We start from the raw sequence: 25359 nt of genomic DNA, 5'->3' as shown, positions 1-25359 counted from the left end.
TTGATTCATAGAAAAGACCGCTGCACATAGTGTGCAGCGGTCTTACATGAATAAATGAAGTTATACTTGATTGTCACTGCCAAAAAAGCTTTTGAAGGATTCAATTGCAGTATCGCGATAAAGAGCCGCAATTGAAGTAGTCAATGGAATTCCTTTAGGACAGGATTGCACACAGTTTTGGGCGTTTCCACATCCCATAAGTCCTTCAGAATCCATAATGGTCTGCAAACGTTCACTCTTATTTAATGCACCCGTTGGATGGGAATTAAACAAACGAACTTGAGAAAGTGGAGCAGGACCAATGAAATCAGATTTACTGTTCACGTTAGGACAAGCTTCTAAACAAACACCGCAAGTCATACATTTGGAAAGCTCATATGCCCATTGACGTTTACTCTCCGCCATTTTAGGCCCTGGCCCTAAATCGTAAGTTCCATCAATAGGTACCCAAGCTTTAACCTTCTTCAAGGAATCGAACATTTTGCTGCGATCCACTGCCAAGTCACGAGTAACAGGGAAAGTAGACATAGGAGCTAGACGAATAGGCTGTTCAAGCTGGTCTACCAGCGCTGTACAAGATTGTCTCGGTGTACCGTTGATGTACATGGAACAAGCCCCGCAAACCTCCTCCAGACAATTCATTTCCCAAAAGACAGGAGATGTTGCTTCTCCGTTAGAATTTACCGGATTTCGACGAATTTCCATAAGAGCAGAGATTACGTTCATATTCTCACGGTATGGAATTTCGAAGGTTTCTTCATACGGAGTCTGATCAGGCTCATCTTGACGAGTAATGATAAACGTAATCGTTTTATTTTCGCTCATGATGATTTCCTCCTTTATTTGCTCTTAGAATAATCACGTTTACGCGGCTCAATTAGCGACGTATCAACGGGATCGTATCGGAAAACTGGTTTATTATTTTCTTTATCATAGCTTGCAACGGTAGTCTTCAGCCACTCTTCATCATTACGATCCGGGAATTCCGGCTTGAAGTGTGCTCCACGACTCTCATTACGGTTCAGAGCTCCTTGAGTAATAACGCGGGCAAGCTGAAGCATGTTCCAAAGCTGACGGGTAAACATAGCGCCCTGGTTGCTCCAGCGAGATGTATCATTAATATTGATACGCTTATAACGATCCATAAGCTCTACAATTTTCTCATCTGTCTTTTTAAGGTTTTCATTTTCACGGACCACTGTTACGTTATCTGTCATCCATTCTCCAAGTTCTTTATGGATTTGGTAAGCATTCTCGTCGCCATCCATACTCATAATAGCATCGAACTTTTCCTGCTCTTCTTTGAGTCTTCTATCAAATAATGAAGAAGTCATATCATCGGAGATTGTTTCCAGACCTTCCGTGTATTTCACTGCGTTTGGACCTGCAACCATTCCTCCATAAATAGAGGACAACAGAGAGTTTGCTCCTAGACGGTTGCCTCCGTGCTGGGTATAATCACATTCACCTGCAGCGAAAATCCCTGGAATATTGGTCATTTGATCAAAATCGACCCACATGCCGCCCATTGAATAGTGTACGGCAGGGAAAATCTTCATTGGAACTTTCTTAGGATCTTCACCTACGAATTTTTCGTAAATTTCAATGATTCCCCCAAGCTTAACATCTAGTTCCTTAGGATCTTTATGAGATAGATCCAAGTACACCATATTCTCACCATTAATACCAAGCTTCTGATTAACGCACACATCAAATATCTCACGTGTTGCTATATCACGTGGCACCAGGTTACCATATGCAGGATACTTTTCTTCTAAGAAATACCATGGTTCTCCATCTTTATACGTCCAGACGCGTCCGCCTTCACCACGAGCTGACTCACTCATAAGGCGAAGTTTGTCATCCCCAGGAATGGCGGTAGGATGAATTTGAATAAATTCCCCGTTCGCATAGTCAACACCTTGCTGATAAAGAGAAGCAGCTGCAGAACCTGTATTAATGACAGAGTTCGTTGACTTACCAAAGATAATTCCTGGTCCTCCTGTAGCCATAATCACTGCGTCTGCAGGGAAGGCTTTAATTTCATGACTATTCAAGTTCTGACCCATAACTCCTCGGCCGACTCCATCGTCATCTACAATAGCTGAAAGAAACTCCCAGCTTTCATATTTGGTAACAAGTCCGTTTACTTCGTGTCGGCGAACTTGTTCATCTAAAGCATATAACAACTGCTGGCCAGTAGTGGCACCAGCAAATGCCGTGCGGTGATGCTGCGTGCCTCCGAAACGTCGGAAATCCAACAGTCCTTCAGGTGTCCTGTTAAACATTACCCCCATCCGGTCTAACAAGTGGATAATGCCCGGGGCAGCATCACACATCGCTTTAACAGGAGGCTGATTGGCTAAAAAGTCCCCACCGTAAACTGTATCATCAAAGTGTTCCCACGGTGAATCTCCTTCACCTTTTGTGTTAACGGCGCCGTTTATACCGCCTTGAGCACATACAGAGTGAGAACGCTTTACAGGTACTATAGAGAGCAGGTCAACATGCACGCCCTGCTCTGCCGCTTTGATTGTGGCCATTAGACCCGCAAGGCCTCCGCCGACAACAACTATGTTTCGATTCGTCATGATATAAGCTCACTCCTTAAACTTACTATATATCGAGTTGTTCTTATGGTAGAAATTACATACCGAATGCAAACTGAATCAATGTACGTACTCCAACGTAAGAGATTGCTACAAACACAATAATGCTTGCGTAGGTCATTATCAATTGCGAACGAGGAGATACTGTAATCCCCCAGCTGACAAAGAAAGACCATAAACCATTAGCAAAGTGGAAAGTAGTGGAAATAACACCTACTATGTAGAACCAGAAAAAGAAAGGCTCAGTAAGGATATCTTCCATTAGCTGATAATTAAGCTCCGCCCAGCCGAAGGTTATTGCAATTCGTGTTTCCCATACGTGCCATGCAATGAAAATCAACGTAATAATTCCGGTAACGCGCTGGATCATGAACATCCAGTTTCTGAAGTAACCAAAATTTGATAAGTTGCTTTTGGCTGTGAATGCAATGTAGACTCCATAAATTGCATGGAAAAGTAAAGGTAGATAAATTACAAATACCTCCATAATAAAAAGATATGGTAAACTTTCCATAAATTCTGAAGCCGAGTTAAATGATTCTGGTCCACGAATTGCAAAATAGTTCACAGTCAAGTGCACAAGTAAGAAGATCCCTATGGGTACGACTCCTAAAAGTGAGTGTAATCTTCGGTTAACGTATCCGCGTGTTCCTGCCATGTTTACCCCCCTCAAGATGAATAACATTAGAATTGGGTACACTCTCAGATATTAAAGCGCTTTAAAAGTGCTTAATTTTAGTATGGAAATTCCCCTATTTTCCACATACCTTCTGAAATATGTACAATTTGTAACACGTTTATTGTACTTCTATCCTGTGATAGCGTCAAGAATCCGCATCTAAAAATGCTCAAAAATACACATTTATTTCCTATAGCTCCTATGGAAGAATTATTGTTGCACCATTAGAGAATTCAAGCGATAATAATAGGAGAGAAAGGATGAGCGTCTTGAAAGAATCAACTAAGCTAGATCTTCACAACATTTCGTCGCTGGTAGCTACTGGGGCAGGCTTTGATTTCCTGCGTTATTATACTCTGCCGGACTTTCTGGGGAATGATGCCCCTTACCTCCTTTATTACATGGGGAAGAATATGGCCAGACAAACCTCCATACATACCTTTGACGAACTTTATGAATTTTTTCAATACATGGGTTGGGGAGAGCTGTCCCTGTTAAATGAAAAGAAAAAAGAAATGGTTTTTCAGTTATCCGGTCATATCATTGAAAAGCGGTTATTCCAGAAATTATATAAAGTGGACTTTCGTTTAGAATGTGGCTTTTTAGCTGAAATCATTCAAACGATTACGGAAAATACATACGAATGTTTAGAAGAAATAAATGAGAAAGAAAAAATAATATATATTACCGCTATGAAAGGGTAAAAAAAAGAGTCGGCCCTTATTCTTCTTCGGCCGGCTCTTGCTCTTGGTTTAAATGAACCAATATCGTATTAGCTACGGGTTCTGGAATGCCAAGCTTGGTAATATCCTGCGACTCTGCCTGACGGATTTCTGTTACGGATTTAAAGTGTCTCAATAGGAGCCTCCGCCTTTTTTCTCCCACTCCTGGAATCTTATCCAGCTCTGATTGAATTGCACCTTTACCTCGCAGCTGCCTATGAAAGGTGATAGCAAACCGGTGAACCTCGTCTTGAATTCTCTGAACGAGATAAAATTCCTGCGATTTGCGGTCGAGATCCACGACTGTCGAGGGTTCTCCATATAACAGTTCACTTGTTTTATGTTTATCATCTTTTGCCAGGCCGCATAGCGGAATGTCTAGTGCAAGTTCGTTTTCAAGAACATCTAAAGCTGCACTCATCTGTCCTTTCCCTCCATCTACAACAATTAGATCAGGTAAAGGTAATTGTTCTTTCAGCACGCGCTGATACCTTCTGCGAATAACTTCCCGCATCGTTTCATAATCATCCGGTCCCTCAACATTTCTTACCTTGTATTTCCGATACTCTTTCTTGTTCGGTTTACCGTCGATAAATACTACCATGGCTGAAACCGCATCAGCCCCTTGAATATTCGAATTATCAAACGCTTCTATTCGGTGAGGAGTTGTGATATTTAAATGATCACCAAGTGTTTCTACTGCTTTAATCGTTCTTTCTTCATCTCTCTCAATTAATGCAAATTTCTCTTCCAGCGCGATATCCGCATTCTTCATGGCCAGTTCTACCAATTCCTTCTTCCGTCCCCGCATAGGGATGCCAACCTTGGTATCCACTACACCCTCAAGCACATTCACTTCGGTAGCAACCGGTACCAGAATTTCCTTCGGATATGGATGGTTTTGATGAAGATAAAATCGTCCGACATAACTCAGGAAGGTTTCTTCAGCATCATCAAAAAAAGGAAACAAAGCTACATCACGTTCGATAAGCTTTCCTCTTCGCACAAAGAACACCTGAACACACATCCACCCCTTATTATAGGAATAACCAAAAATATCCCGATCCACCTGGTCATTTAAAGTCATCTTTTGCTGCTCCATAACGGACTCAATATGTTCAATCTGATCTCTTAGTTCTTTGGCTCGTTCGAAATCCAGTTCCTCGGAAGCCTCCAGCATTTTTTGTTTCAAATCCTTCTTTATTTCTTTATGGCCGCCGCTTAAAAAAGAAGTAATGCTTTGGACAATTTCCTGGTTCGTTTCTTTACTGACGGGAAATTGACAAGGCCCCAAACACTGGTGCATGTGATAATACAGGCAAACTCGATCTGGCATCGTGTTACATTTCCTTAATGGATAAAGTCGGTCAAGCAATTTCTTTGTTTCTCGAGCAGCGATTACGTTTGGGTAGGGTCCAAAGTATTTACCCTTGTCCCTTTTCACTTTTCTTGTAACGATTAATCTCGGGTGCCTCTCAGCTGTCACCTTAAGATATGGATAAGTTTTATCATCCTTTAATAAAACATTATACTTTGGATCGTATTTTTTAATTAAATTCATTTCAAGGATTAACGCTTCAACTTCAGAATTAGTCACAATGTACTCTAAATCCTCAATTTCCTTAACTAAACGCTGGGTTTTCCCATCATGTGCTCCAGTAAAATAAGAACGCACTCGATTCTTTAATACTTTTGATTTTCCTACATAAATAATGGTCCCCTGGCGGTCTTTCATCAAATAACAGCCGGGCTGATCCGGCAGAACGGCTAATTTTTCTTTAATAATTGAATTCATTGGGACTCACTCCAAATTTCTTTGATGTTCATATAAAACGTACCATATCAAGGAAATTTTATACAGAAAAAAGCCACACTGCAGAGCAGCGCGGCTTAATAAATCACTAAATATGGTGATTTAAGAATGTTTAGAAATTAATTCAGCAAGAGCTTCTTTTGGCTGGAAGCCGATCACTTGATCCACTACTTTTCCATCTTTAAACAACAGAAGTGTAGGAATACTCATTACGCCGAATTTGCCAGCTGTTTCCTGATTTTCATCAACATCTAATTTAACAATTTTAACTTGGTCGCTCATCTCTTCGTCCAGTTCTTCAAGAACGGGAGCAATCATTTTACATGGTCCGCACCATGGCGCCCAAAAATCGGCTAAGACTAAGCCGTCATTTGTTTCTTCAGTAAAGTTTTGATCCGTTGCTTTTACAATTGACATTATAAATTCCTCCTCGACCATTTAGTCTGTATAGAGTATATCATCTTCTATTTTTTGTGACTAACAATTTGATTATACCCTGCATTTTCAATAAATAAACGGAACCAGTACCTATAAATAATTAGAACCGAAACAAAATTGTTTCGGTTCCATAAATTATGCATTCACATTTAGTTCTTTTAATTCCTCAATTAATTTAGGTACGACATCAAATAAGTCTCCTACTATTCCATAGTCAGCGACATTAAAAATGTTGGCTTCTGGATCTTTGTTAATCGCAACAATTACCTTGGAGTTTGACATACCGGCTAAGTGCTGAATAGCACCAGATATCCCGCAGGCAATATACAAGTCAGGGGTAACTACTTTCCCTGTCTGGCCGATTTGCAGCGAGTAGTCACAATAACCAGCATCACATGCACCGCGTGAAGCACCAACCGTTCCTCCAAGAACATCAGCAAGTTCTTCAAGAGGCTCAAAGCCTTCCGAGCTTTTAACTCCTCGTCCCCCTGCTACAATTACTTTAGCCTCTGAAAGATCGACCCCTTCAGATGATTTACGAATAAGTTCTTTAATAATTGTACGGATCCCTTTGACCTCAACTTCTTTTGCAGTTACTTCACCGCTAAGAGAATCATCACGATTTAATGGCGGGATATTATTTGGGCGAATGGTAGCAAATACCAGACCATCTGTAATTTCTTTCTTTTCAAAGGCTTTACCTGAATAGATAGGACGGGTAAAGACAATGTTACCGCCTTCATTAACGACTTCAGTCGCATCAGAAATTAATCCTGTTTCGAGTTTACTTGCAAGCTTAGGTGTTAATTCCTTTCCTATCGAAGTATGCCCCATAACAATACCTTCTGGATCCTCATCTTCAATCACAGCAGATACGGCCTGGCTGTACCCATCAGCTGTGTAAGTTTGCAATTCATCGTGAGAAACGGTAACAACACGGTCAGCTCCGTAATAAACCATTTCTTTCCCGGATTCCTGCAGATCTCCTGATCCACACAATACACCTATCACTTCTCCGCCATCACTAATAATTTTCCCTGCAGCAATGGCTTCAAATGTAACGTTACGAAGGGAGCCTTCACGTGCTTCCCCGATCACTACTACTTTTTTACTCATATCGATTCTCCTTTCCAGACATTCATTACAGTACTTTTGCTTCGGATTTAAGCAGCGAAACCAGCTCTTTTACCTGATCATCAATTTCACCTTCGAGAACTTTCCCTGCCTCTTTTTCCGGCGGAAGGAAAATTTCTGTTGTTTTCGTTTTAGGTTCTACATCATCTTCTTCAAGATCCAGATCATCAATTTCAAGCTCTTCTAATGGTTTCTTTTTAGCTTTCATAATTCCAGGCAGAGAAGGGTATCGTGGTTCGTTCAGTCCTTGCTGGCAAGTGACAAGCAATGGCAGAGAAGTTTCAACCTTCTCCACATCCCCTTCTACATCTCGCTCGATATTCGCTTTATCCCCTTCAATTTCAATTTTAGTAATAGTTGTAACGCAAGGCATATTTAATCTTTCCGCCAAACGAGGACCTACCTGACCGCTGGCTTCATCGATGGCAACATTTCCACCTAGGATGATGTCTGCTTCACGCCCGTCAAAGAAAGCTTCTAGAATTTTCACAGTAGTAAATTGATCCCCGTCTTCCAGATCATCCTCCGTATTAATAAGAACCGCTTTATCTGCGCCCATGGCAAGTGCAGTACGGAGCTGTTTCTCAGCATCTTCTTCACCAATTGTGACCACAGTAACTTCACCACCGTGATCGTCACGAAGTTTTATCGCCTCTTCAACGGCATATTCGTCATAAGGGTTGATAATGTACTCCGCCCCATCGTCCTCTATCTTCCCATTGTTAATTCCAATCTTCTCTTCTGTGTCAAAGGTTCTTTTTAACAAAACATAAATGTTCATTCTCTTAACCTCCTAAGCTATTGATCTTTGAAATTTGGTTTTCTTTTTTCAATAAATGCTTGAATACCCTCTTTGGCATCGTCTGTGCCAAACACTTCCCCAAATGCCCGGGCTTCCGCTTCCACCCCATCCTGGAACTGACTAGTGTGGGCAAATGGTATTAAACTCATCACATGATGGATCGTCGGTCCGCTTTTGGCAGCGATCTTCCTGGCAAGTTTTTCTGCTTCAGAAAATAACTCAGCATCTGTAAAGCTGTTGTTGGCTAGACCTGCTTTTACTGCCTCTTCTCCTGTAATGGGCACCCCAGTCAAAATCATTTCATACGCTTTGGCTGCACCGACATATCTTGGAAGACGCTGTGTACCGGCAAAGCCTGGTACGATGCCCAGAGTTAATTCTGGAAGTCCCAGTTTTGCCTCTTTGGAGACATAGCGAATATGACAGGACATGGCTAATTCAAGACCGCCGCCCAGAGCTGCTCCATGTATGGCAGCGATTACAGGAATGTGGAAATTTTCTATTCTGCTGAAAAGCTGCTGTCCTTTACTTGCTAATTCTTTATAATCAGAGGCACCTTGAAACGAGGTGAATTCTTTAATATCTGCACCTGCAGAAAAGAATTTGCCCTCCCCTTTAATGAGGACTGCTTTCACAGAAGAATCATTTTCAAGTTTATCCATAATGGATGATAAATCATTAAGTATAGTGCTGGACAATGCATTTGCAGGCGGACTTTCAATAGTTAAAAACGCTACTTGGTCTTCCACCTGATAATCAATCGTTGACAATGCTAACCTCTCCTTTAGCTTGATGGTTCAGATAAACCATGAACGAGTAAAGTGTGAACTTCTTCGGCCTGTTCAAATATGTTATACCTCTGCTCCTTCATCACCCAATTCGTTACGGTTTCATCTAATGTGCCAAAAATCATTTGACGAACGAGCCGGGGATCCATGTTACGACGGAACAGATTTTCTTCCACTCCCTCCTCCACAATTTGGTCAATCACTGCTAAGTATCGTTTTAACACTTCATTAATCTTTTGACGCAATTCTTTGTTTGACTGACGTAATTCCAGTTGAGTAACGATAGCAAGATGATGATCAGCAGAAAGCTGTTCAAAATGAGTTTCTACCAATTTAAGAAGCTTCTCTTCGGCAGTCTGTCGTGCATTGGTTTCCTGCTCTATTTTTTCTATAAACTGTCCCATCTTATCCTGGAACAATGAAACAAGGATATCTTCCTTATTTTTAAAATAAAGATAAATGGTACCGTCCGCCACTCCAGCTTTTTTTGCAATTTTGGAAACTTGTGAGGAGTGATATCCATTTTCAGCAATCACCTCAACAGCAGCATCTATGATTTGTTTATATTTAGGTTTATTTTTTTTCATTATTATCGCCTGCCTTATGAATGTTGAAAATGAATGAACGGTCATTCATCTATTATTCTAACTACTGATTTTCATTCTGTCAACATTCATTCCCAAGCGGCCGTCCATGTTACTGGACAGCCTCGGAATCTTCCAATTTTCGCTTCTCTTCTTCCACTAATGATCTTCTGAGTATTTTGCCAACAGCAGTCTTAGGAAGATCATCTCTAAACTCATAGATTCGAGGTACTTTATAAGCGGCCATCTTTTTGCGGCAGTATTCATTGAGTTCATCCTCAGTTATCCCGCTCCCTTGTTTTTTCACAATAAATGCTTTGACGGTTTCCCCGCGGTAAGGATCTGGCACACCAACGACAACCGCCTCTTGAACGGCTTCGTGTTCGTAAAGGACTTCTTCTACTTCACGGGGATAAATATTGTAGCCCCCAGCAATAATCATGTCTTTTTTACGATCAACGATGAAAAAATACCCTTCTTCGTTCATATATCCCATATCCCCAGTACGGAACCAGCCATCTTCACTTAGCACTTGTGCCGTTTCTTCAGGCTTATTCCAGTAGCCTTTCATCACTTGTGGTCCTTTCACAGCAATTTCCCCAATGCTGCCGATGTCTGCTTCCTCATTCTCTTCAAGCTTGATTATTTTGGCGTCGGTATCAGGCCAGGGCACACCAATGCTACCACTGACTCTTCTTCCCCAAATGAAATTGGAGTGAGTAACAGGTGACGTTTCTGTCAGTCCGTATCCTTCTACAAGTTTTCCGCCAGTTATTTCTTCAAATCGTTCCTGAACTTCAACTGGAAGAGGAGCAGATCCGCTCAGACAGGCCTCTATTGAGGAGAGGTCATACTTCTTGAGGCGGGGGTGATTTAAAAGAGCAATATAAATGGTTGGGGCACCTGGAAACAAAGTAGGACGCTGCTTTTCAATTACTTTTAATACATCTTCAGCTTCAAATTTGGGCATTAAAATGATTCTTGAACTCATCATAATGGATAAATTCATTACAGAAGTCATGCCATAGACATGAAAAAAAGGTAATATAGCCAGAACCGTTTCTTGTCCTTTTTCGCTCTTATAAAGCCAGTTTAACGACATTTGAGTATTTACGACTAAGTTATAGTGAGTGAGCATTACACCTTTTGGAAACCCCGTAGTGCCGCCTGTATATTGAAGTAACGCCAGATCTTCTTCAGGATCAATATCCACCGGTGTCACTTGCCCGCTGCTCGTTTCTAAAATCCGGTTCCATAGATGAGTATCTGTGGATTGCTCCGCCTTTACAAGTACTTTTGCACTTTTACGCTGGATAAATGGATAGATTTTATTTTTTGGGAAGGGGAGATAGTCCTTGATTCCAGTTACAATAATATGATGAAGGGAAGTTCTTCCTTTTACGTAAACGGCCTTAGGATAAAAGGCATCAAGACAAATGATCATTTTAGCCCCTGAATCCTTAACTTGATATTCGAGTTCCCTTTCCATATACAAAGGGTTGGTTTGAACGACGACTCCTCCTGCCATAAGTACAGCATAATAGGCAATAACTGATTGCGGAGTATTAGGCAGCATAATGGCAACCCGGTCACCTTTGGTTAAACCAATCTCCTGCAGATAACTAGCCAGCAAACGAGTCTGCTTATTCACTTCCCTGTAAGTTAATTCTTTCCCCATAAAATAAAGCGCTTTCTTTTCTCCGTAAAGAGCAGCACTTTCTTCTAGAAATTCATGCAAAGGTCTTTTCTCATATTCCATAGTTGTAGAGATTTCTGGAGGATAATGCTTATGCCATAACCGCTCTGAGATGGTCATACGAAACGCCTCCTTTAATTTATCTTAAGTATTATTATAACGGTTTCTATCAAGATTTGAAATATTATTTAAAATTTTGGAAAAATTAGTAACAAAAGCGGAGAGGAGCGTTTAGATCCTCCGGGCTAAGTCAGCGGCTGCAAGAGGGGGGACTTCCCCCTCTGGAAGTCGATGGCTTAGAACCGCGTGGATCTGCGACTCGCAGCTGGATGATACAAAAGCGGAAGTGACCTGGTAGCCCCGACAAGCATATGACAAGCGGCGGAGGGGAGCTCTCTTCCTCCCCGCAGGCGATTGGCTAACGACCACGACATGTAGTAAAAAACCCGAAACCAATGGATTCGGGTTTTTTAATCAGCTCTAAATGATGTTTCTGGATCAATCTAATATTTTCAATTAGCTCATGTTACGTTCTTCTTTACCTTGAAGCGTTCTTTCTTTATTTCTGCCTCATTAGCTACACAAAAAAATATAGTACACCTATGATAAAAAACAGAGCAGCAACCACGATTAGTACTTTAGCCAATGTTTCCATTTCACTCACCCCTTATATAATGTTCGCACCGATGACGTAAGAAAGTCCTACGGAGATGACGAGTGAAATAAAACCTACAGCACGATTATCTTTCGTAATTTCTTCGTCTATACGGAAAGAAGGAGTTAAAAATTCGTAAATAAAATAGCCAAATAATAATAGTAAAAATCCAAACAAGCCCCAACCCATTGTTTGCAGTAGTGAATCATTATGCTGAATGGAAAAGCGGAATATGTTGGCAATCCCGAAGATTTTGCCGCCAGTTGCCATAGCTACTGCCATGTTTCCCGCCTTTATTTCCTTCCAGTTGTTATAGGAAGTGACAATTTCAAATACCGTCATAAATACAACTAGGCATAGGATAACTACACTGTATCGGGCCGCTGTTTCAACTAAAGGGTATTCCCAAAAACCATCCATAGTTTACTCTCCTTTACCTGCACTTAACTAAATTCTAAAATTGTAACGCCGCTTCCGCCCTCATTCATACCTCCGGCTCGATGACTCTTAATAGAACGGTGATTTTTAGCAAAATTCTTCACTGCCGTTCTCAGAGCACCTGTTCCTTTACCATGAATAATAGATACTTGCGGGTAACCAGCGAGTAAAGCGTCATCGACATACTTTTCTAATCGATTTAAAGCTTCCTCATATCTTTCTCCTCTTAAATCAAGTTCTGTTTTGACATGGTAGCTTTTTCCTTTGACTGTTGCCATTGGCTTTTCTTTGTAGGGCTGTTCAGCTTTAACAAATTGCAGATCTTTTCGTTTTGCTTTCACTTTCATAACACCGACTTGAACTTGAAATTCATTATTGCCGACTTTCTCCACAATTGTTCCTTGCTGATTTAGTGTGGTTAATTTAACTTCGTCACCAGGTTTTAATTCTCTAGATTCCTGCTTTTTTACTGGTTTCTGTTTCGGTTTTTGACTAGCAAGTTCAGGTCTTGCTTCATCGAACATTTTTCGTGCTTCAATCCATTCGTGTTCTTTCAATTCGGCTTGATTTTTCATGCTGCGGATTTCTCCAACAATATCTTCCGCTTCCTGCCGCGCTTTTTGAATAGCTTTTTCAGCTTTTTCTTCAGCTTTGACGTAGAGTTTATCCCTTTGTTCTTCAAATTGGTTCCATTGGTTCTGCAATTCCTTATGAAGATCCTCTGCTTCCTTCAGGAGATGCTCAGCTTCTTCATAATCTCGTTCAGCGCCTCTTTTCGATTCTTCCAAAGAAGCGATCATATTCTCCACACTTTGAGAATCTCTCCCAACATGTCCCTTAGCCGTTTCAATCACATGTTCGTCCAGTCCAAGCCTGCGGGAGATTTCAAACGCATTGCTTCGTCCAGGTACACCAATTAGTAAGCGGTAAGTGGGTTTTAACGTTTGTATATCAAATTCTACGGAAGCATTGACTACTCCCTTTCGATTATAACCATAAGCTTTCAGTTCTGGATAGTGCGTAGTTGCAATTACTCTTGAATTTCTTCGCACCACCTCATCTAAAATGGACATCGCCAGGGCAGCGCCTTCCTGAGGATCTGTTCCAGCACCCAGCTCATCAAATAATACTAATGAACGGCTGTCTACTCTCTTTAATATATTGACAATGTTAGTCATATGAGAAGAAAAAGTAGATAAGCTCTGTTCAATGGACTGTTCATCTCCTATGTCTGCATAGACTTCATCAAATACAGCAAGTTCACATCCATCAAGAGCAGGTACTTGAAGACCTGACTGGGCCATCAGTGTACATAATCCGACAAGCTTTAAAGTAACCGTCTTACCGCCTGTATTAGGACCGGTAATTACGATCGAAGTAAAGTCTTCGCCTAATTCGATATCATTAGGGACCACTTCTTCATCATCAATGAGTGGATGTCTCGCCTGCTTCATTTTGATGCGGCCCTCATTGTTCATCTTGGGCATAGAAGCTTTCATCTTGGTGGAAAGCTTTGCCCTTGCGAACATAAAGTCTACCTTACCCAGGATCTCAACATTGCTGTACAAGAAGCTTTGATCAGCTGCAATCGCTTCAGATAGCTCTTTTAAAATCTTTTCCACTTCTTGTTTTTCCTGAACTCTTGATTCCTGGAGTTGGTTATTTAAATCAACTACGGCTTGAGGTTCTATAAATAAGGTAGCGCCCGAGGAGGATTGGTCGTGAACAATTCCGCCAATTGATCCTCTATATTCCTGTTTCACAGGCAGAACATAGCGCTCATTTCTAATCGTTACGATTGCGTCTGAGAGCATCTTTGACTTTGATTTCGTAAAGGTGTCCATTTTATCGCGCACCCTGCTTTCATAGGTACGTATTTTCGATCGGACTGATCTTAACTTCTCAGAAGCTCCGTCCATGACTCCTCCATGGTCATCAATGCAGCTGCGGATATGATGCTCCAAGTCAGTTAGAGGGACTATTTCAGTTACCATCTCTCTTAAAATCGGCATTTCTGGTTCTTCCATATCTTCAATAAATCTTTTTAGCTGCTTCCCGCCATAAATGGTACTTGCGACATCGAGACATTCGCCTGCACTTAATATCCCGCCAATTATTGTTCTTTTAATGCTTGGCTTGATATCAAAAATGCCCCCTAATGGCACATGACCTTTTAATCGCAGGACTTGAGCTGCTTCATCAGTTTCTTTTTGCAGCAACTCTACCTTTTCCAATTCAGAAGAAGGCTTTAATGCCAATGCCTGTTCTTTCCCTAAGGAAGAAGCTGCTAATTCTATAAGCTGTTCTATAATTTTTTTGTATTCTAAAACTTGGAGGATTCGCCCGTTCATGTAGATAGTCTCCTTTGTTCCTTTTTAGGTATGTGCTAATCTGTCCATTAGTTGTTTCTTAGTCCAAGTATTGAGGACCGTTTCTTTCTTCAGCCACCCTCTTCTTGCCGTACCCACACCGATTCTCATATGTTCCAGCATAGAATAATTATGCGCATCGGTATTAATAGCAATTTGAACTCCTTCTTCTTGCGCCTTCATCAGCCATTCAAAGTTTAGGTCCAATCGATTTGGATTCGCATTCAGTTCCAGAATGGTTCCTGTGCCTTTCGCTAGCTCTATTAACTTTTCCACATCCACCGCATATCCATTACGTCTTCCGATTAACCGGCCAGTTGGGTGAGCAATCATATCAACATGCGGGTTTTCAAGCGCCGCCTGCATTCTGTTCATAATCTGCTCTTGTGTTTGCTGAAAACTAGAATGGATAGATGCAATAACAAAATCCATTTCCTTCAGAAAATCGTCTTCAAAGTCCAAACGACCGTCTGGCAGGATATCCATTTCAATCCCTGCAAAGATATGAAAATCATCCATTGATTCATTGACTTTTTCAATTTCCTCCCGCTGCATGCGCAGTCTTTTCTCATTCAAACCGTTTGCGACCTGGAGGTATTTAGAGTGATCCGTAATCGCGATATATTCGTACCCTTTTTCTTTACTTCTTTCTGCCATTTCTTTAATAGACTGGGCACCGTCACTCCAAGTAGAGTGCATATGCAGGTCACCCTTAATATCCTCAAGAGAGACGAGAGAAACAGGATCTTTAAATTTCTCTACCTCTCCATAGTTTTCCCGTACTTCCGGCGGTATAAAGTGAAGGCCAAAATGGTTGAAGAAATCTTCTTCACTTTTAAACGTCTTTACTTCACCCGTTTTAGAATTTTCAACTCCATATTCACTGATCTTTTCATCCCGGGTTTTAGCAAGCTGTCTCATCGCCACATTGTGATCTTTCGAACCAGTAAAGTGATGCAAAGTAGTAGCAAATTCACTAGGAGCTACGATCCGAAAGTCAATTCCTACGTCATATTTTCCCTGAACGACGATAGAAACCTTGGTTTCTCCAGAAGCTACCACTTCTTTAATATCCGGAAAAGTTAATAATTCATCTCTCGTTTTAGCCGGATGTTCAGAAGCAATGATAAAATCTATGTCTTTTGCAGTTTCCCTCATTCTTCTTAAACTGCCGGCGAGTGAATACTGTTGAAACGTTTTCCCCTGTTTTAGAAAAGCTAATACCTTTTCTGAAATAGGCAGCATCATGGCCATCGGCAGACGTTCCGGACGGGAGTCTGCCTCCTGCAGAGCTTTAAGAATCTTTTCAGCTGATTTCTTACCGAACCCTTCAAGATTCTCTACTTCTCCATTTTCAAGTGCTTTTTTCAACGTATCAGCGTCTGTTACTTCTAATTGGTGGTAAATTTTAGAAAGTTTTTTGCCACCCATGCCAGGAAGATCTAGCAACGGAACCAACCCTTCAGGTACTTCTTCCTTCAACTGCTGCAGTGTTTCTGACTCTCCATTTTCCAGATACTCCTCTATAACCGCTGCCGTTCCTTTACCAATCCCTTTTAACTTGGTAAAATCCTCGATTTCATTCAGCGAATGATCGTTACGTTCAAGTGCCTGTGCGGCTTTTCTATAGGCAGAGATCTTGAAAGGATTCTCTCCTTTTAATTCTAAGTAAACAGCAATGTCTTCAAGTAAATGGATGACTTTCTTTTTATCAATAGCCATTTGTTCATCGACTCCTCTATAATATAAACTGTGAATCTGTCACCATCTTCAACAGAAAATAGCCGCCATGATCGGAATCATAGCGGCTATTCTTCGGTCGACTATTTTGTATGGACAAGTAGTCCGGTCTCTTTAAAATAACCCAGCCACATGGTCAATCCAAAGTGTTTTCAACTGATTGGAAAACACGGGTGTGTGTTCAATAATAAACTGGGCCAAAAACGAGTGATCAATGGCGTTCTGAACACTGACCAATGGAACAAGCGCCGCAATATATAACAAAACAAATATTATTACATAATTCTCCACGAATCCTAATATTCCGCCCAGCAGACCATTTAAAGTGCTCAGCACTGGTAAATCGGCGACAAAATCAAGCATGGAAGCGATTATATGAAGGACAACTTTCACAGCAAAGAATATAATTGCAAAAGCAATCGCATTGTAGAAGGCTTGCTCCAGTGGCAGACTGTCTAGAAAAACCGCCCAGTCCGCGTTTTCGGGGAATTGCGGGTATGGAATCCACAAATTCAATTTTGGCGCTAAATCATCATAATATAATGCAGCTACAATAAAAGCAGCTACAAAACTGATTAAGTGAAACAATTGAAGTATAAAACCGCGTCTGAGACCGGTAATCACTCCGATAAATAAAATGAATAGTAATAGTAAATCAATCATGTTTAATTGTCGTCCTTTTTCTCCAATTTATCAATATAATTCATCAGTTCAGTACATTCTTCTTTTAATTTTATGTACTCATTCATTGTGTTAACAGCAGTAAGTACAGCTAATTTAGAAGTGTCCAAACTAGGGTTGGCATCATGAATTTCTCGCATTTTCTGATCCACAAGACTAGATACCATTCGGATATGGTGCGGCTCTTCATAACCAACTATAGTGTAAGATCTATTGTTAATCTCCACTGTAATTCTTTTTTTCTCTTGGTCTGACTGCGACACATCCATACCCCCCTTAATTCTCAATCCTAAAGTTAATAGTAACACGAAGCTGTTACATTAGGAAACCATTATGGTTGTATTTCCTTAATGTTCTATTTAATATTGGAATTTGCTATACTAACACTATAATTTAGGTTAAGGGAAGGGGCAAATTATGCCACAAGTTGTACTTAAATTAACATCGCCTGTCATTGCTCAAATGAAAAAGCATTATAGCAGCCAACTAAAGCCTGCACCGCAGCATGCCTCCTTCGCTGCCAAGACGAACCATTGCAGCATTACCGCTTATCAATCTGGAAAGGTTTTGTTTCAAGGCAGCAATCCAGAAGCAGAGTCTTCCAAATGGGGGTCCCCAACAGCCAGTTCAAAGCCTAAAGCATCTAGTAAACACGGGTACCATCCTGCCTCGTCACTCTTTACAAGTTCTCACATTGGTTCAGATGAAGCTGGGACCGGAGATTATTTTGGACCGGTTACTGTTGCTGCTGCCTACGTTACATCTCATCAAATCGGACATTTGAAAGCCATTGGAGTGAAAGATTCCAAGCACTTGAACGACCGGCAGATTACTGAACTTGCCAAAGAATTGGTTCAGATGAAAATTCCTTACAGCTTATTAAGACTGAATAATAAAAAATACAATCAGTGGCAGAAAAAAGGCTGGACTCAAGGAAAAATGAAAACCATTCTTCATCACCAAGCATTAATGAAACTACTCGACAAAATTTCACCTGATAAACCAGAAGGAATCCTGGTAGACCAGTTTTCACAGCCTGATGTTTATCAAAAACATTTAAAAAGTGAAGGCTTACAGCTGCAAGAGAACATCTATTTTATGACCAAAGCCGAAAGCTACTCTATTGCAGTAGCTGCTGCCTCTATTATGGCTCGTTCTGCGTTTGTTAAAGCGATGCATCAGTTAGAAATGGATACTGGTTTAGCTATACCCAAAGGAGCTTCTCCAAAAGTTGATCAGGCTGCTGCTGAAGTCATTCGTCACTACGGTGAATCAAAACTTGACGAAGTCGCGAAAGTACACTTTGCTAATACAGAAAAAGCCAAAAAACTCGTTTGAGAAAATTTATAATTACAATAGTTACAATTAAGCAAATAAACTCTTAAAAAAAGTGTTTTCCAGTAGAAAACCCGTACCTTCTTAACATAAAAGGTACGGGTTTTCATTGCTTGGAAATATTAGAAGGGACTGCTTAGCTTCTAATGGTGGTGCATTTCTTTGCTTGCGTGATCATGAAATTTAGAATCTAAAACGGTTTTATCCGCGTAATTCTGCACCATGATGCTCTTTAACAGCATGAAGAATCTTTTCATGTGCCTCTTCTACCTCTTGATCCTTCAAGGTCCGGTTCGGATCAAGGTATAACAAATTGAAAGCCAGTGATTTTTTGCCTTCTTGCAAATGCTCTCCTTGATAAACATCAAAGACCTGCACATCTTTCACAAGAGGAGTACCGGCTTCTGTTATGGTGTCTAAGATGGCACCAGAAGTTACTGATTCGTCTACCACAAGTGCGATATCCCGGCTCACAGATGGAAAACGTGGAATGGTTTGGAAAGTTTCTTCTTTATGATAATGCTTGAAGATTTCTTCCAAATTCAGGTCGAATACGTACGTTTCTTTTAATCCAAATTCCCGCTGAAGCTTCGGGTGAACTTGCCCAACGAATCCAATGACTTTCCCTTGTAAAGATACACTCGCTGTTCTTCCCGGGTGCATGGATGAGAGCTTCGCTGCACGATAAGTGAATGGAATATTCAATAACTCACTTAATCCTTCAACAATCCCTTTCACTACAAAGAAGTCCACCGTTTTTTTCTCTTGCTGCCAAGGGTGGGACATCCACTCGCCGGTTATTGCTCCGCCTGCCCGTAATATTTCCTCAGGCTGCTTAGTTACGGTGGATTCTTCACTGACAAATACAGTTCCTAATTCATAATAAGCAAGGTTTTGTTGTTTCCTAGCCACGTTGTAGGACAAAGATTCAAGCAATTCAGGAAGCATACTTAACCTGAGTGTGCTGTGATCTTCACTCATTGGCATAGCTAACCTCACTGGACTTTTGGCTTGTTCACGAATGTCAGCGCTCACCAGTAGGTCTGCTTTTCGCTCATTGGTTAAAGAATAGGTGATCGTTTCATCAAGGCCAGCACCTTCAAAGTAAGCCTTTATCTTACGTTTTAACTGCTGTTCAATAGTCAGCCCCCCTGCTTGAGAAGCCCCTGAAGGAAGGGTATAAGGAAGGTTATCATAGCCGTAGATCCTGGCTACCTCCTCGAGCATATCTTCGAATAATTCGATATCTCCTCTGCGTGTAGGAATATGAACTGTAAACTCTTCCCCATTTTGCTCAGCTTCGAACTGAAGTCTACGCAGAATGTCCGCAATTTCTTCACTTGTCATTTCCGTTCCTAAGCGGTTATTAATTCGATCCGTCTGTATTTTTACTATTTTTTCAGTACGATCCAATTTGTCAAAACTAACCAGTCCATTTAGTACTGTCCCATTTGCATATTCTGCTAACAATTCACAGGCACGTTTCCCTGCTCGTTCGACTCGATTAGGATCGACTCCTTTTTCAAACCTAGTGCTGGATTCACTACGAAGACCATGTTCTTTCGAAGCTTGGCGGACAACACGCGGGTCAAAATAAGCAGCTTCAAGTAAGATGGTCGTTGTATCGTCTTGAACTTCAGAAGTGGAACCCCCCATAACACCAGCGATAGCTTGAGGCGTTTCGCCATTTGTAATAACTAAGTGATCCTGCGTCAAGGAACGTTCCTGTTCATCAAGTGTTTTAATTACTTCTCCATCGTGAGCTCTTCTAGTCAAAATCTGTTTAGAATTGAAGCGGTCATAGTCAAATGCATGAAGCGGCTGACCGTACTCGAGTAGAACATAATTCGTAATATCTACAACATTATTGATAGGACGAATACCAGCAGCTCGAAGACGGTTCCTGATCCATAACGGAGAAGCCGCTACTTTGACATCTTTGATAATAAAAGCACCATAGTATGGATTGGCCTCTTCATCTTCCACTTCGACAGAGAGATAATCCTCTGCCTTTTCCTCAGCGGTGTTCACTTGTTCTTCTTTTAAGCAGTAAGTCCCATCAATTGCCGCTGCAACCTCATAAGCCACACCTGCCATACTTAATGCATCAGAACGGTTGGGGGTCAACCCTAGCTCTATAATGGTATCATCCAAATTTAATACAGAAATCGCGTTTGCCCCTACTTCTGTATCCTCTGGAAATACGAAAATTCCATCTTCAAATTCTTTAGGTACATCCTTTTCGTTTACGCCAAGCTCCTGTAAGGAACAGATCATCCCATTAGATGCTTCCCCACGCAGCTTGGTTTTTTTTATTTTGAAATTTCCGGGCAGAACTGCTCCAGGCGCCGCGACTGGAACTTTCTGTCCAGAAGCAATATTGGGGGCGCCACATACGATTTGCAGTGTTTCCTCGCCAATATCCACTTGGCAGAGGGAAAGTTTATCTGCATTAGGGTGCTGCTCACAAGAACGCACATAACCTATGACAACTCCCTCAGCTTTCTCAGCTATCGGTTCCACGCTTTCTACTTCGATCCCTGTTTTAGTGATAATTTCTGCTAATTCTTCCGGTGAATAATCGCTGACATCAATATATTGCTTCAGCCAATTTAATGATACAAGCATGTATAGTCTCCTCCTTTACGCCTTATGGTATTGTTTTAAGAATCGGATATCGTTTGTATAGAAGTTTCGGATGTCATCAATTCCATATTTCAGCATAGCAATCCGTTCTGGTCCCATGCCAAAGGCGAATCCTGAATAAACATTCGAATCATATCCGGCCATTTCAAGTACATTTGGATGAACCATCCCTGCACCCAGTATTTCTATCCAGCCAGTCCCTTTACATACGGAACAGCCAGATCCACCGCAGACTTTACAGGAAATATCCATCTCCACTGATGGCTCTGTGAATGGGAAAAAGCTGGGACGAAGACGAATATCACGCTCTTCACCAAACATTTGTTTAGCAAATGCATTCAATACGCCTTTCAGATCACTCATCCGTACATTTTCATCTACTAGCAATCCCTCTAATTGAGTGAACTGATGAGAATGTGTTGCATCATCAGTATCGCGTCGGTACACTTTACCCGGACAGATCATTTTTACTGGTTCTTTCCCATTTCTCTGTCCCATAGTTCTTGCCTGGACGGGGGATGTATGGGTACGTAACAGCAGCTCTTCCGTAATGTAAAAAGAGTCCTGCATATCCCTGGCCGGATGACCTTTAGGCAGATTTAGTGCTTCGAAATTATAATAGTCAGTTTCTACTTCCGGTCCTTCTTTAATTTCAAATCCCATTCCAATAAACATATCCTCAATTTCTTCCACAATGCTCGTTAAGATATGAGGCCCACCAACTTCAACTGGACGGCCTGGCAGAGTTACATCGACACTTTCTGCTTCTAGTTGCCGATCCAGCGCTTCATCTTCCATTCTTTCCTGCTTTGAATCAAGAGCTTGAGCAATCCTCTCTCTCACTTCATTAGCCAACTGGCCAATCACAGGACGCTCTTCTTTAGAGAGCTTTCCCATACCTCGCAAAACTTCTGTAATCGGTCCTTTTTTCCCCAAATATTCCACGCGTACATCTTTTAAGCCTTGCACATTTTCTGCATTGCTTACTTTTTCCAGCGCCTCTTGTTCTAATTGCTGTAAACGGTCCTTCATTTTTTGACTTCCTCCTTTTATGAAAAATAAAAAAAGCCCCATCCCTGAAAAGGGACGAGACTTTGTATTGATCGTTTCGCGGTACCACCCTTGTTGACATATAGCTTATATGCCCACTCATGAGTTCATAACGGACTTAAACATCCGGACCAATGGTTATTGATCAGCTCCAGAGTGAAACTTCAATCCTTGCTACGATCGAAATGCTCCCAGTCCATGGCATTTCGTCCCTGAAATCGAGTCTGCAGAATTTACTAGCTCCTTCTACGCATTTAACTATTTAACTGATTATATATTATAGAGAAAGATTGCGTCACGTGCAAGCTTATCCTCTAAGATGATACATTAAGACAGCTCCTGCAATAGCGGCATTCAATGATTCTGCCTTACCATAGATCGGAATGTATATTTGTTCGTCAGCGAGCTCTATAAGTTCTTCTTTTACACCATTTCCTTCATTTCCAATGATAAGTGCCACTTGTCGAGGGGTCGCTATTTCTTTATAAGAAATCGCATTCGTTAAAGAAGAAGCAAATACTTTAACGCCAGAAGTCTGTAATTCTTTAACAACTTCCTCCAAATTTCCTCGCACTACTGGGATATGAAAAATCGAACCTTGGGTAGCTCGAACGACTTTCTCATTAAAAGCATCGACGGTTCCATTTCCAAGAATGACCTGTTCAAACCCTGCCGCATCTGCCGTACGAATCAAAGTGCCGAGGTTGCCAGGATCCTGAACCCCATCAATAAGCAGCGATAACTGGGAGTGTTTGTACTGTTTCTCTTCAATGGATACAACAGCAGCAATCCCCTGAGGAGTTTCTGTTTGAGCAATAGCTTCAAATACTTGAATGCTTACTTCTGTCCATGGAACTTCTTCTGGAATTGGAAACGTGTAATCCTCTCGAATCATTAGTTCCTCGATCTTCCACCCGCTGCGAAGTGCTTCTTCCACTAAATGGTCCCCTTCAATAATAAAGCAGCCCATTCGTTCTCTGAATTTTCGTTTATGTAGTTTTTTCCATTCTTTTACTTTAGGATTATTGATGGATGTAAGCATATTCAACCCTCTTTTGCTGAAGTTTCTTATTTATCATACATAGCATAACCTTAAATGGTCAAACTAAATGTGAAAAACGAGAGCTGGCGATATCCCTCCATTTGTGTGAAAGTATTCCCTCCGTGCAAATGTTTTTCAGGTTAAGCCAGTATCGATTACAAAGGAGGATTCCTTCATGGACCTTAATTTAAGAAAAGCTATACTTTCTAACGTTTCTGACCATAATCAGGAACAGCTGGAAGCTACTATCGTGGATGCCATTCAAAATGGTGAAGAAAAAATGCTTCCTGGTTTAGGCGTTCTTTTCGAAATGATTTGGAAAGAAGCAAGTGAAGATGAAAAGCAGGAAATGCTGCAAACCCTAGAAACAAGCTTACATCAACAACAGGCATAATAAAAGCCAACCCATAAGCGGGTTGGCTTTTCCCTTTAATTAAAAGTAATTTCTTTTACTTTATTATTATCCAGCTTCTTAATAACTTCTACAATTAATTTGACAGCATTTTCAAAGTCATCACGATGCAGCATGGCAGCATGAGAATGAATGTAGCGCGTTGCAATCGTAATGGATAATGCCGGAACGCCATCATGGCTTAGATGAATCGAACCGGAGTCAGTTCCTCCTCCAGCTAGAGAATCAAACTGATAAGGAATTTCTGATTGTTCTGCAGTTTCCACGACAAAATCACGCAGTCCTTTATGGGAGACCATAGAAGCATCATACAAAATAATCTGAGGACCCTCTCCCATTTTACTTGAAGCATCCTTGTCAGAAACGCCAGGGGTATCTCCAGCAATCCCCACATCCACACCAAAAGCTATATCTGGATTGATCAAATTAGCAGAAGTCCGCGCTCCACGAAGTCCAACTTCTTCTTGGACGGTTCCAACGCCATAAACCGTGTTCGGATGTTTCTCACCTTTTAATTGCTTCAATACTTCAATGGCAATCGCACAGCCAATTCGATTATCCCAAGCTTTAGCTAGGAGCATTTTTTCATTTTTCATTTGGGTAAATTCAAAGTAAGGGACTATAGAATCACCAGGCTTAACCCCGAATTCCATCGCTTCTTCCTTGCTCGAAGCCCCGATATCAATAAACATATCTTTAATATCTAAAGCTTTCTTACGAACTTCAGGAGGCAGTATATGTGGAGGTTTAGAACCAATGACTCCTGTTAAGTTTCCTTCACGCGTCATGATCGTCACACGCTGAGCAAGCATGACCTGGCTCCACCATCCCCCAACAGGCTGGAAATAGATAAATCCGTGGTCATCAATGCGTGTCACCATAAAACCGACTTCATCCAAGTGACCAGCGACCATAATTTTAGGTCCTTTTTTATTTCCTGTCTTCTTAGCAATTAAGCTTCCAAGGTTGTCCGTGTAGACTTCTTCAGCAAAAGGCTTAATATACTGCTCCATTACATTCCTAGCTTCTCTTTCATTGCCGGGAATACCTTTCGCGTCTGTAAGCTCTTTCAACATTGTCAAAGTTTCATCTCTTTTAACCATATGTATAAGTTCCTCCCTCTTAGATCTCTACTCGATATTATATCTCTTTTCTTAAAAATTCACAAAACTTAGGTTTCCTCAATAGCCTTGATCTTGTCGTTCAAAGTTCACTTCATTTTTCTTGTGATAAGACTTTTGGATCTCTTCACTGTTAAATCCTAGTGTTTCGCCTAGGGTTAAAAACTCTTTGAACATTTGTTGATAGCTCTCGTTGTCAAGCTCCTTCCGAAAACGTTCGATACTTGAATATACGCTCAAAAAGGCTTCGAGCTGAGTGTATTCTTCACTGCCCAGTTCTAAGCTAAAACGGAATCCTAGATCTAATCCTAGTGATAAGATAAAATGTAACCCATCCACGTATTCTTCAAGAATGACGTTTTTATTACTTGGCGCTTTGCTGCTCCAAAATTTAAAACATCTCGTTTCGTTAGCTAGCTCACCTACTTCTACTAAAAGAGCTAGTATTTTATGATCAATCAGGTCTGATGTTTGCAGATTATGGTTAGCAGATATGTACTCATCGAGCTGTTTCTGCCGTTCATATAATGTGATCCAATTCATAGAAAGTGATCCTCCTTTTTATTTCTTATACTTAATGTATCATTTTTTGAAACGAAACGGCA

Annotated in this window: 23 protein-coding genes and 1 other annotated feature; of the genes, 3 read left to right on the top strand and 20 right to left on the bottom strand. The window is 41.1% G+C overall.

What is annotated here, in order from left to right; translation table 11 throughout:
• Nucleotides 1-60: 60 nt before the first annotated feature.
• From sdhB to Q7A53_RS00650, 3 genes are read right to left on the bottom strand one after another with little or no spacing between them, the layout of a single operon-like run.
• Nucleotides 61-825 (bottom strand): succinate dehydrogenase iron-sulfur subunit, encoded by a 765-nt coding sequence (sdhB, locus tag Q7A53_RS00660; RefSeq protein ID WP_411787183.1) that lies wholly within the window; start codon nucleotides 823-825, stop codon nucleotides 61-63.
• A 14-nt stretch (nucleotides 826-839) separates the two neighbouring features.
• Nucleotides 840-2591, bottom strand: a complete 1752-nt coding sequence (gene sdhA / locus Q7A53_RS00655) for a succinate dehydrogenase flavoprotein subunit (RefSeq protein WP_411787182.1) — start codon at nucleotides 2589-2591, stop codon at nucleotides 840-842.
• Nucleotides 2592-2646: 55 nt separating this feature from the next.
• Nucleotides 2647-3267 carry a succinate dehydrogenase cytochrome b558 subunit gene (locus Q7A53_RS00650; protein ID WP_411787181.1) on the bottom strand — a complete coding sequence of 207 codons (621 nt, stop codon included), beginning with the start codon at nucleotides 3265-3267 and terminating at the stop codon, nucleotides 2647-2649.
• A 281-nt stretch (nucleotides 3268-3548) separates the two neighbouring features.
• On the opposite strand from Q7A53_RS00650, the gene Q7A53_RS00645 reads away from it, so the two are divergent.
• Nucleotides 3549-3992: a YslB family protein gene (locus tag Q7A53_RS00645; protein ID WP_411787180.1), complete on the top strand. Its 444-nt coding sequence runs from the start codon at nucleotides 3549-3551 to the stop codon at nucleotides 3990-3992.
• A gap of 16 nt (nucleotides 3993-4008) precedes the next feature.
• Here Q7A53_RS00645 and uvrC read toward each other — a convergent pair whose 3' ends face one another.
• The 12 genes from uvrC to zapA all read right to left on the bottom strand — a co-directional run bounded on the left by uvrC (nucleotide 4009) and on the right by zapA (nucleotide 17417).
• A complete protein-coding gene (uvrC, locus tag Q7A53_RS00640; RefSeq protein ID WP_411787179.1) occupies nucleotides 4009-5805 on the bottom strand; it encodes an excinuclease ABC subunit UvrC in 1797 nt (598 codons plus the stop codon).
• Between the two features lie 120 nt (nucleotides 5806-5925).
• On the bottom strand, nucleotides 5926-6240 hold the full coding sequence (trxA, locus tag Q7A53_RS00635; protein WP_411787178.1) for a thioredoxin: 315 nt from the start codon (nucleotides 6238-6240) through the stop codon (nucleotides 5926-5928).
• A 156-nt stretch (nucleotides 6241-6396) separates the two neighbouring features.
• Nucleotides 6397-7377: an electron transfer flavoprotein subunit alpha/FixB family protein gene (locus Q7A53_RS00630; RefSeq protein ID WP_411787177.1), complete on the bottom strand. Its 981-nt coding sequence runs from the start codon at nucleotides 7375-7377 to the stop codon at nucleotides 6397-6399.
• A 25-nt stretch (nucleotides 7378-7402) separates the two neighbouring features.
• Nucleotides 7403-8176, bottom strand: coding sequence for an electron transfer flavoprotein subunit beta/FixA family protein (locus Q7A53_RS00625; protein ID WP_411787176.1), 774 nt, complete (start codon nucleotides 8174-8176; stop codon nucleotides 7403-7405).
• Nucleotides 8177-8193: 17 nt separating this feature from the next.
• Nucleotides 8194-8967, bottom strand: coding sequence for an enoyl-CoA hydratase (locus Q7A53_RS00620; RefSeq protein WP_411787175.1), 774 nt, complete (start codon nucleotides 8965-8967; stop codon nucleotides 8194-8196).
• 14 nt (nucleotides 8968-8981) lie between these two features.
• Nucleotides 8982-9572, bottom strand: coding sequence for a TetR/AcrR family transcriptional regulator (locus Q7A53_RS00615; protein ID WP_411787174.1), 591 nt, complete (start codon nucleotides 9570-9572; stop codon nucleotides 8982-8984).
• Nucleotides 9573-9681: 109 nt separating this feature from the next.
• A complete protein-coding gene (locus Q7A53_RS00610; protein ID WP_411787173.1) occupies nucleotides 9682-11385 on the bottom strand; it encodes a long-chain-fatty-acid--CoA ligase in 1704 nt (567 codons plus the stop codon).
• Between the two features lie 547 nt (nucleotides 11386-11932).
• Complete coding sequence (locus tag Q7A53_RS00605) at nucleotides 11933-12340, bottom strand: DUF350 domain-containing protein (protein WP_411787172.1); 408 nt, start codon at nucleotides 12338-12340, stop codon at nucleotides 11933-11935.
• 23 nt (nucleotides 12341-12363) lie between these two features.
• Complete coding sequence (locus tag Q7A53_RS00600; protein WP_411787171.1) at nucleotides 12364-14709, bottom strand: endonuclease MutS2; 2346 nt, start codon at nucleotides 14707-14709, stop codon at nucleotides 12364-12366.
• Between the two features lie 24 nt (nucleotides 14710-14733).
• Nucleotides 14734-16449, bottom strand: coding sequence for a DNA polymerase/3'-5' exonuclease PolX (gene polX / locus Q7A53_RS00595; protein WP_411787170.1), 1716 nt, complete (start codon nucleotides 16447-16449; stop codon nucleotides 14734-14736).
• Between the two features lie 132 nt (nucleotides 16450-16581).
• Complete coding sequence (locus tag Q7A53_RS00590) at nucleotides 16582-17130, bottom strand: CvpA family protein (RefSeq protein ID WP_411787169.1); 549 nt, start codon at nucleotides 17128-17130, stop codon at nucleotides 16582-16584.
• Between the two features lie 2 nt (nucleotides 17131-17132).
• Nucleotides 17133-17417 (bottom strand): cell division protein ZapA, encoded by a 285-nt coding sequence (gene zapA / locus Q7A53_RS00585; protein ID WP_411787168.1) that lies wholly within the window; start codon nucleotides 17415-17417, stop codon nucleotides 17133-17135.
• A 148-nt stretch (nucleotides 17418-17565) separates the two neighbouring features.
• On the opposite strand from zapA, the gene rnhC reads away from it, so the two are divergent.
• On the top strand, nucleotides 17566-18486 hold the full coding sequence (gene rnhC / locus Q7A53_RS00580) for a ribonuclease HIII (protein ID WP_411787167.1): 921 nt from the start codon (nucleotides 17566-17568) through the stop codon (nucleotides 18484-18486).
• Nucleotides 18487-18684: 198 nt separating this feature from the next.
• On the opposite strand, the gene pheT is transcribed toward rnhC, so the two are convergent.
• The 3 genes from pheT to Q7A53_RS00565 all read right to left on the bottom strand — a co-directional run bounded on the left by pheT (nucleotide 18685) and on the right by Q7A53_RS00565 (nucleotide 23221).
• Nucleotides 18685-21111, bottom strand: a complete 2427-nt coding sequence (pheT, locus tag Q7A53_RS00575) for a phenylalanine--tRNA ligase subunit beta (protein ID WP_411787166.1) — start codon at nucleotides 21109-21111, stop codon at nucleotides 18685-18687.
• 15 nt (nucleotides 21112-21126) lie between these two features.
• On the bottom strand, nucleotides 21127-22161 hold the full coding sequence (gene pheS, locus Q7A53_RS00570; RefSeq protein WP_411787165.1) for a phenylalanine--tRNA ligase subunit alpha: 1035 nt from the start codon (nucleotides 22159-22161) through the stop codon (nucleotides 21127-21129).
• Nucleotides 22162-22208: 47 nt separating this feature from the next.
• Nucleotides 22209-22437 (bottom strand) — a binding site (T-box leader).
• A 49-nt stretch (nucleotides 22438-22486) separates the two neighbouring features.
• Nucleotides 22487-23221 (bottom strand): TrmH family RNA methyltransferase, encoded by a 735-nt coding sequence (locus Q7A53_RS00565; protein ID WP_411787164.1) that lies wholly within the window; start codon nucleotides 23219-23221, stop codon nucleotides 22487-22489.
• A 175-nt stretch (nucleotides 23222-23396) separates the two neighbouring features.
• On the opposite strand from Q7A53_RS00565, the gene sspI reads away from it, so the two are divergent.
• Nucleotides 23397-23615: a small acid-soluble spore protein SspI gene (gene sspI, locus Q7A53_RS00560; protein ID WP_411787163.1), complete on the top strand. Its 219-nt coding sequence runs from the start codon at nucleotides 23397-23399 to the stop codon at nucleotides 23613-23615.
• Between the two features lie 35 nt (nucleotides 23616-23650).
• Here sspI and Q7A53_RS00555 read toward each other — a convergent pair whose 3' ends face one another.
• Both Q7A53_RS00555 and Q7A53_RS00550 read right to left on the bottom strand, forming a co-directional pair.
• Entirely contained in the window at nucleotides 23651-24736 is a 1086-nt protein-coding gene (locus Q7A53_RS00555) for a M42 family metallopeptidase (protein ID WP_411787162.1), read from the bottom strand.
• A 78-nt stretch (nucleotides 24737-24814) separates the two neighbouring features.
• Nucleotides 24815-25297 (bottom strand): dUTP diphosphatase, encoded by a 483-nt coding sequence (locus tag Q7A53_RS00550; protein WP_411787161.1) that lies wholly within the window; start codon nucleotides 25295-25297, stop codon nucleotides 24815-24817.
• Between the last annotated feature and the right edge of the window lie 62 nt (nucleotides 25298-25359).

The sequence above is a fragment of the Halobacillus rhizosphaerae genome, from assembly GCF_046719735.1.
GTDB lineage: Bacteria > Bacillota > Bacilli > Bacillales > Halobacillaceae > Halobacillus_B > Halobacillus_B rhizosphaerae.
This window is presented reverse-complemented; position numbering and strand designations above follow the sequence as displayed.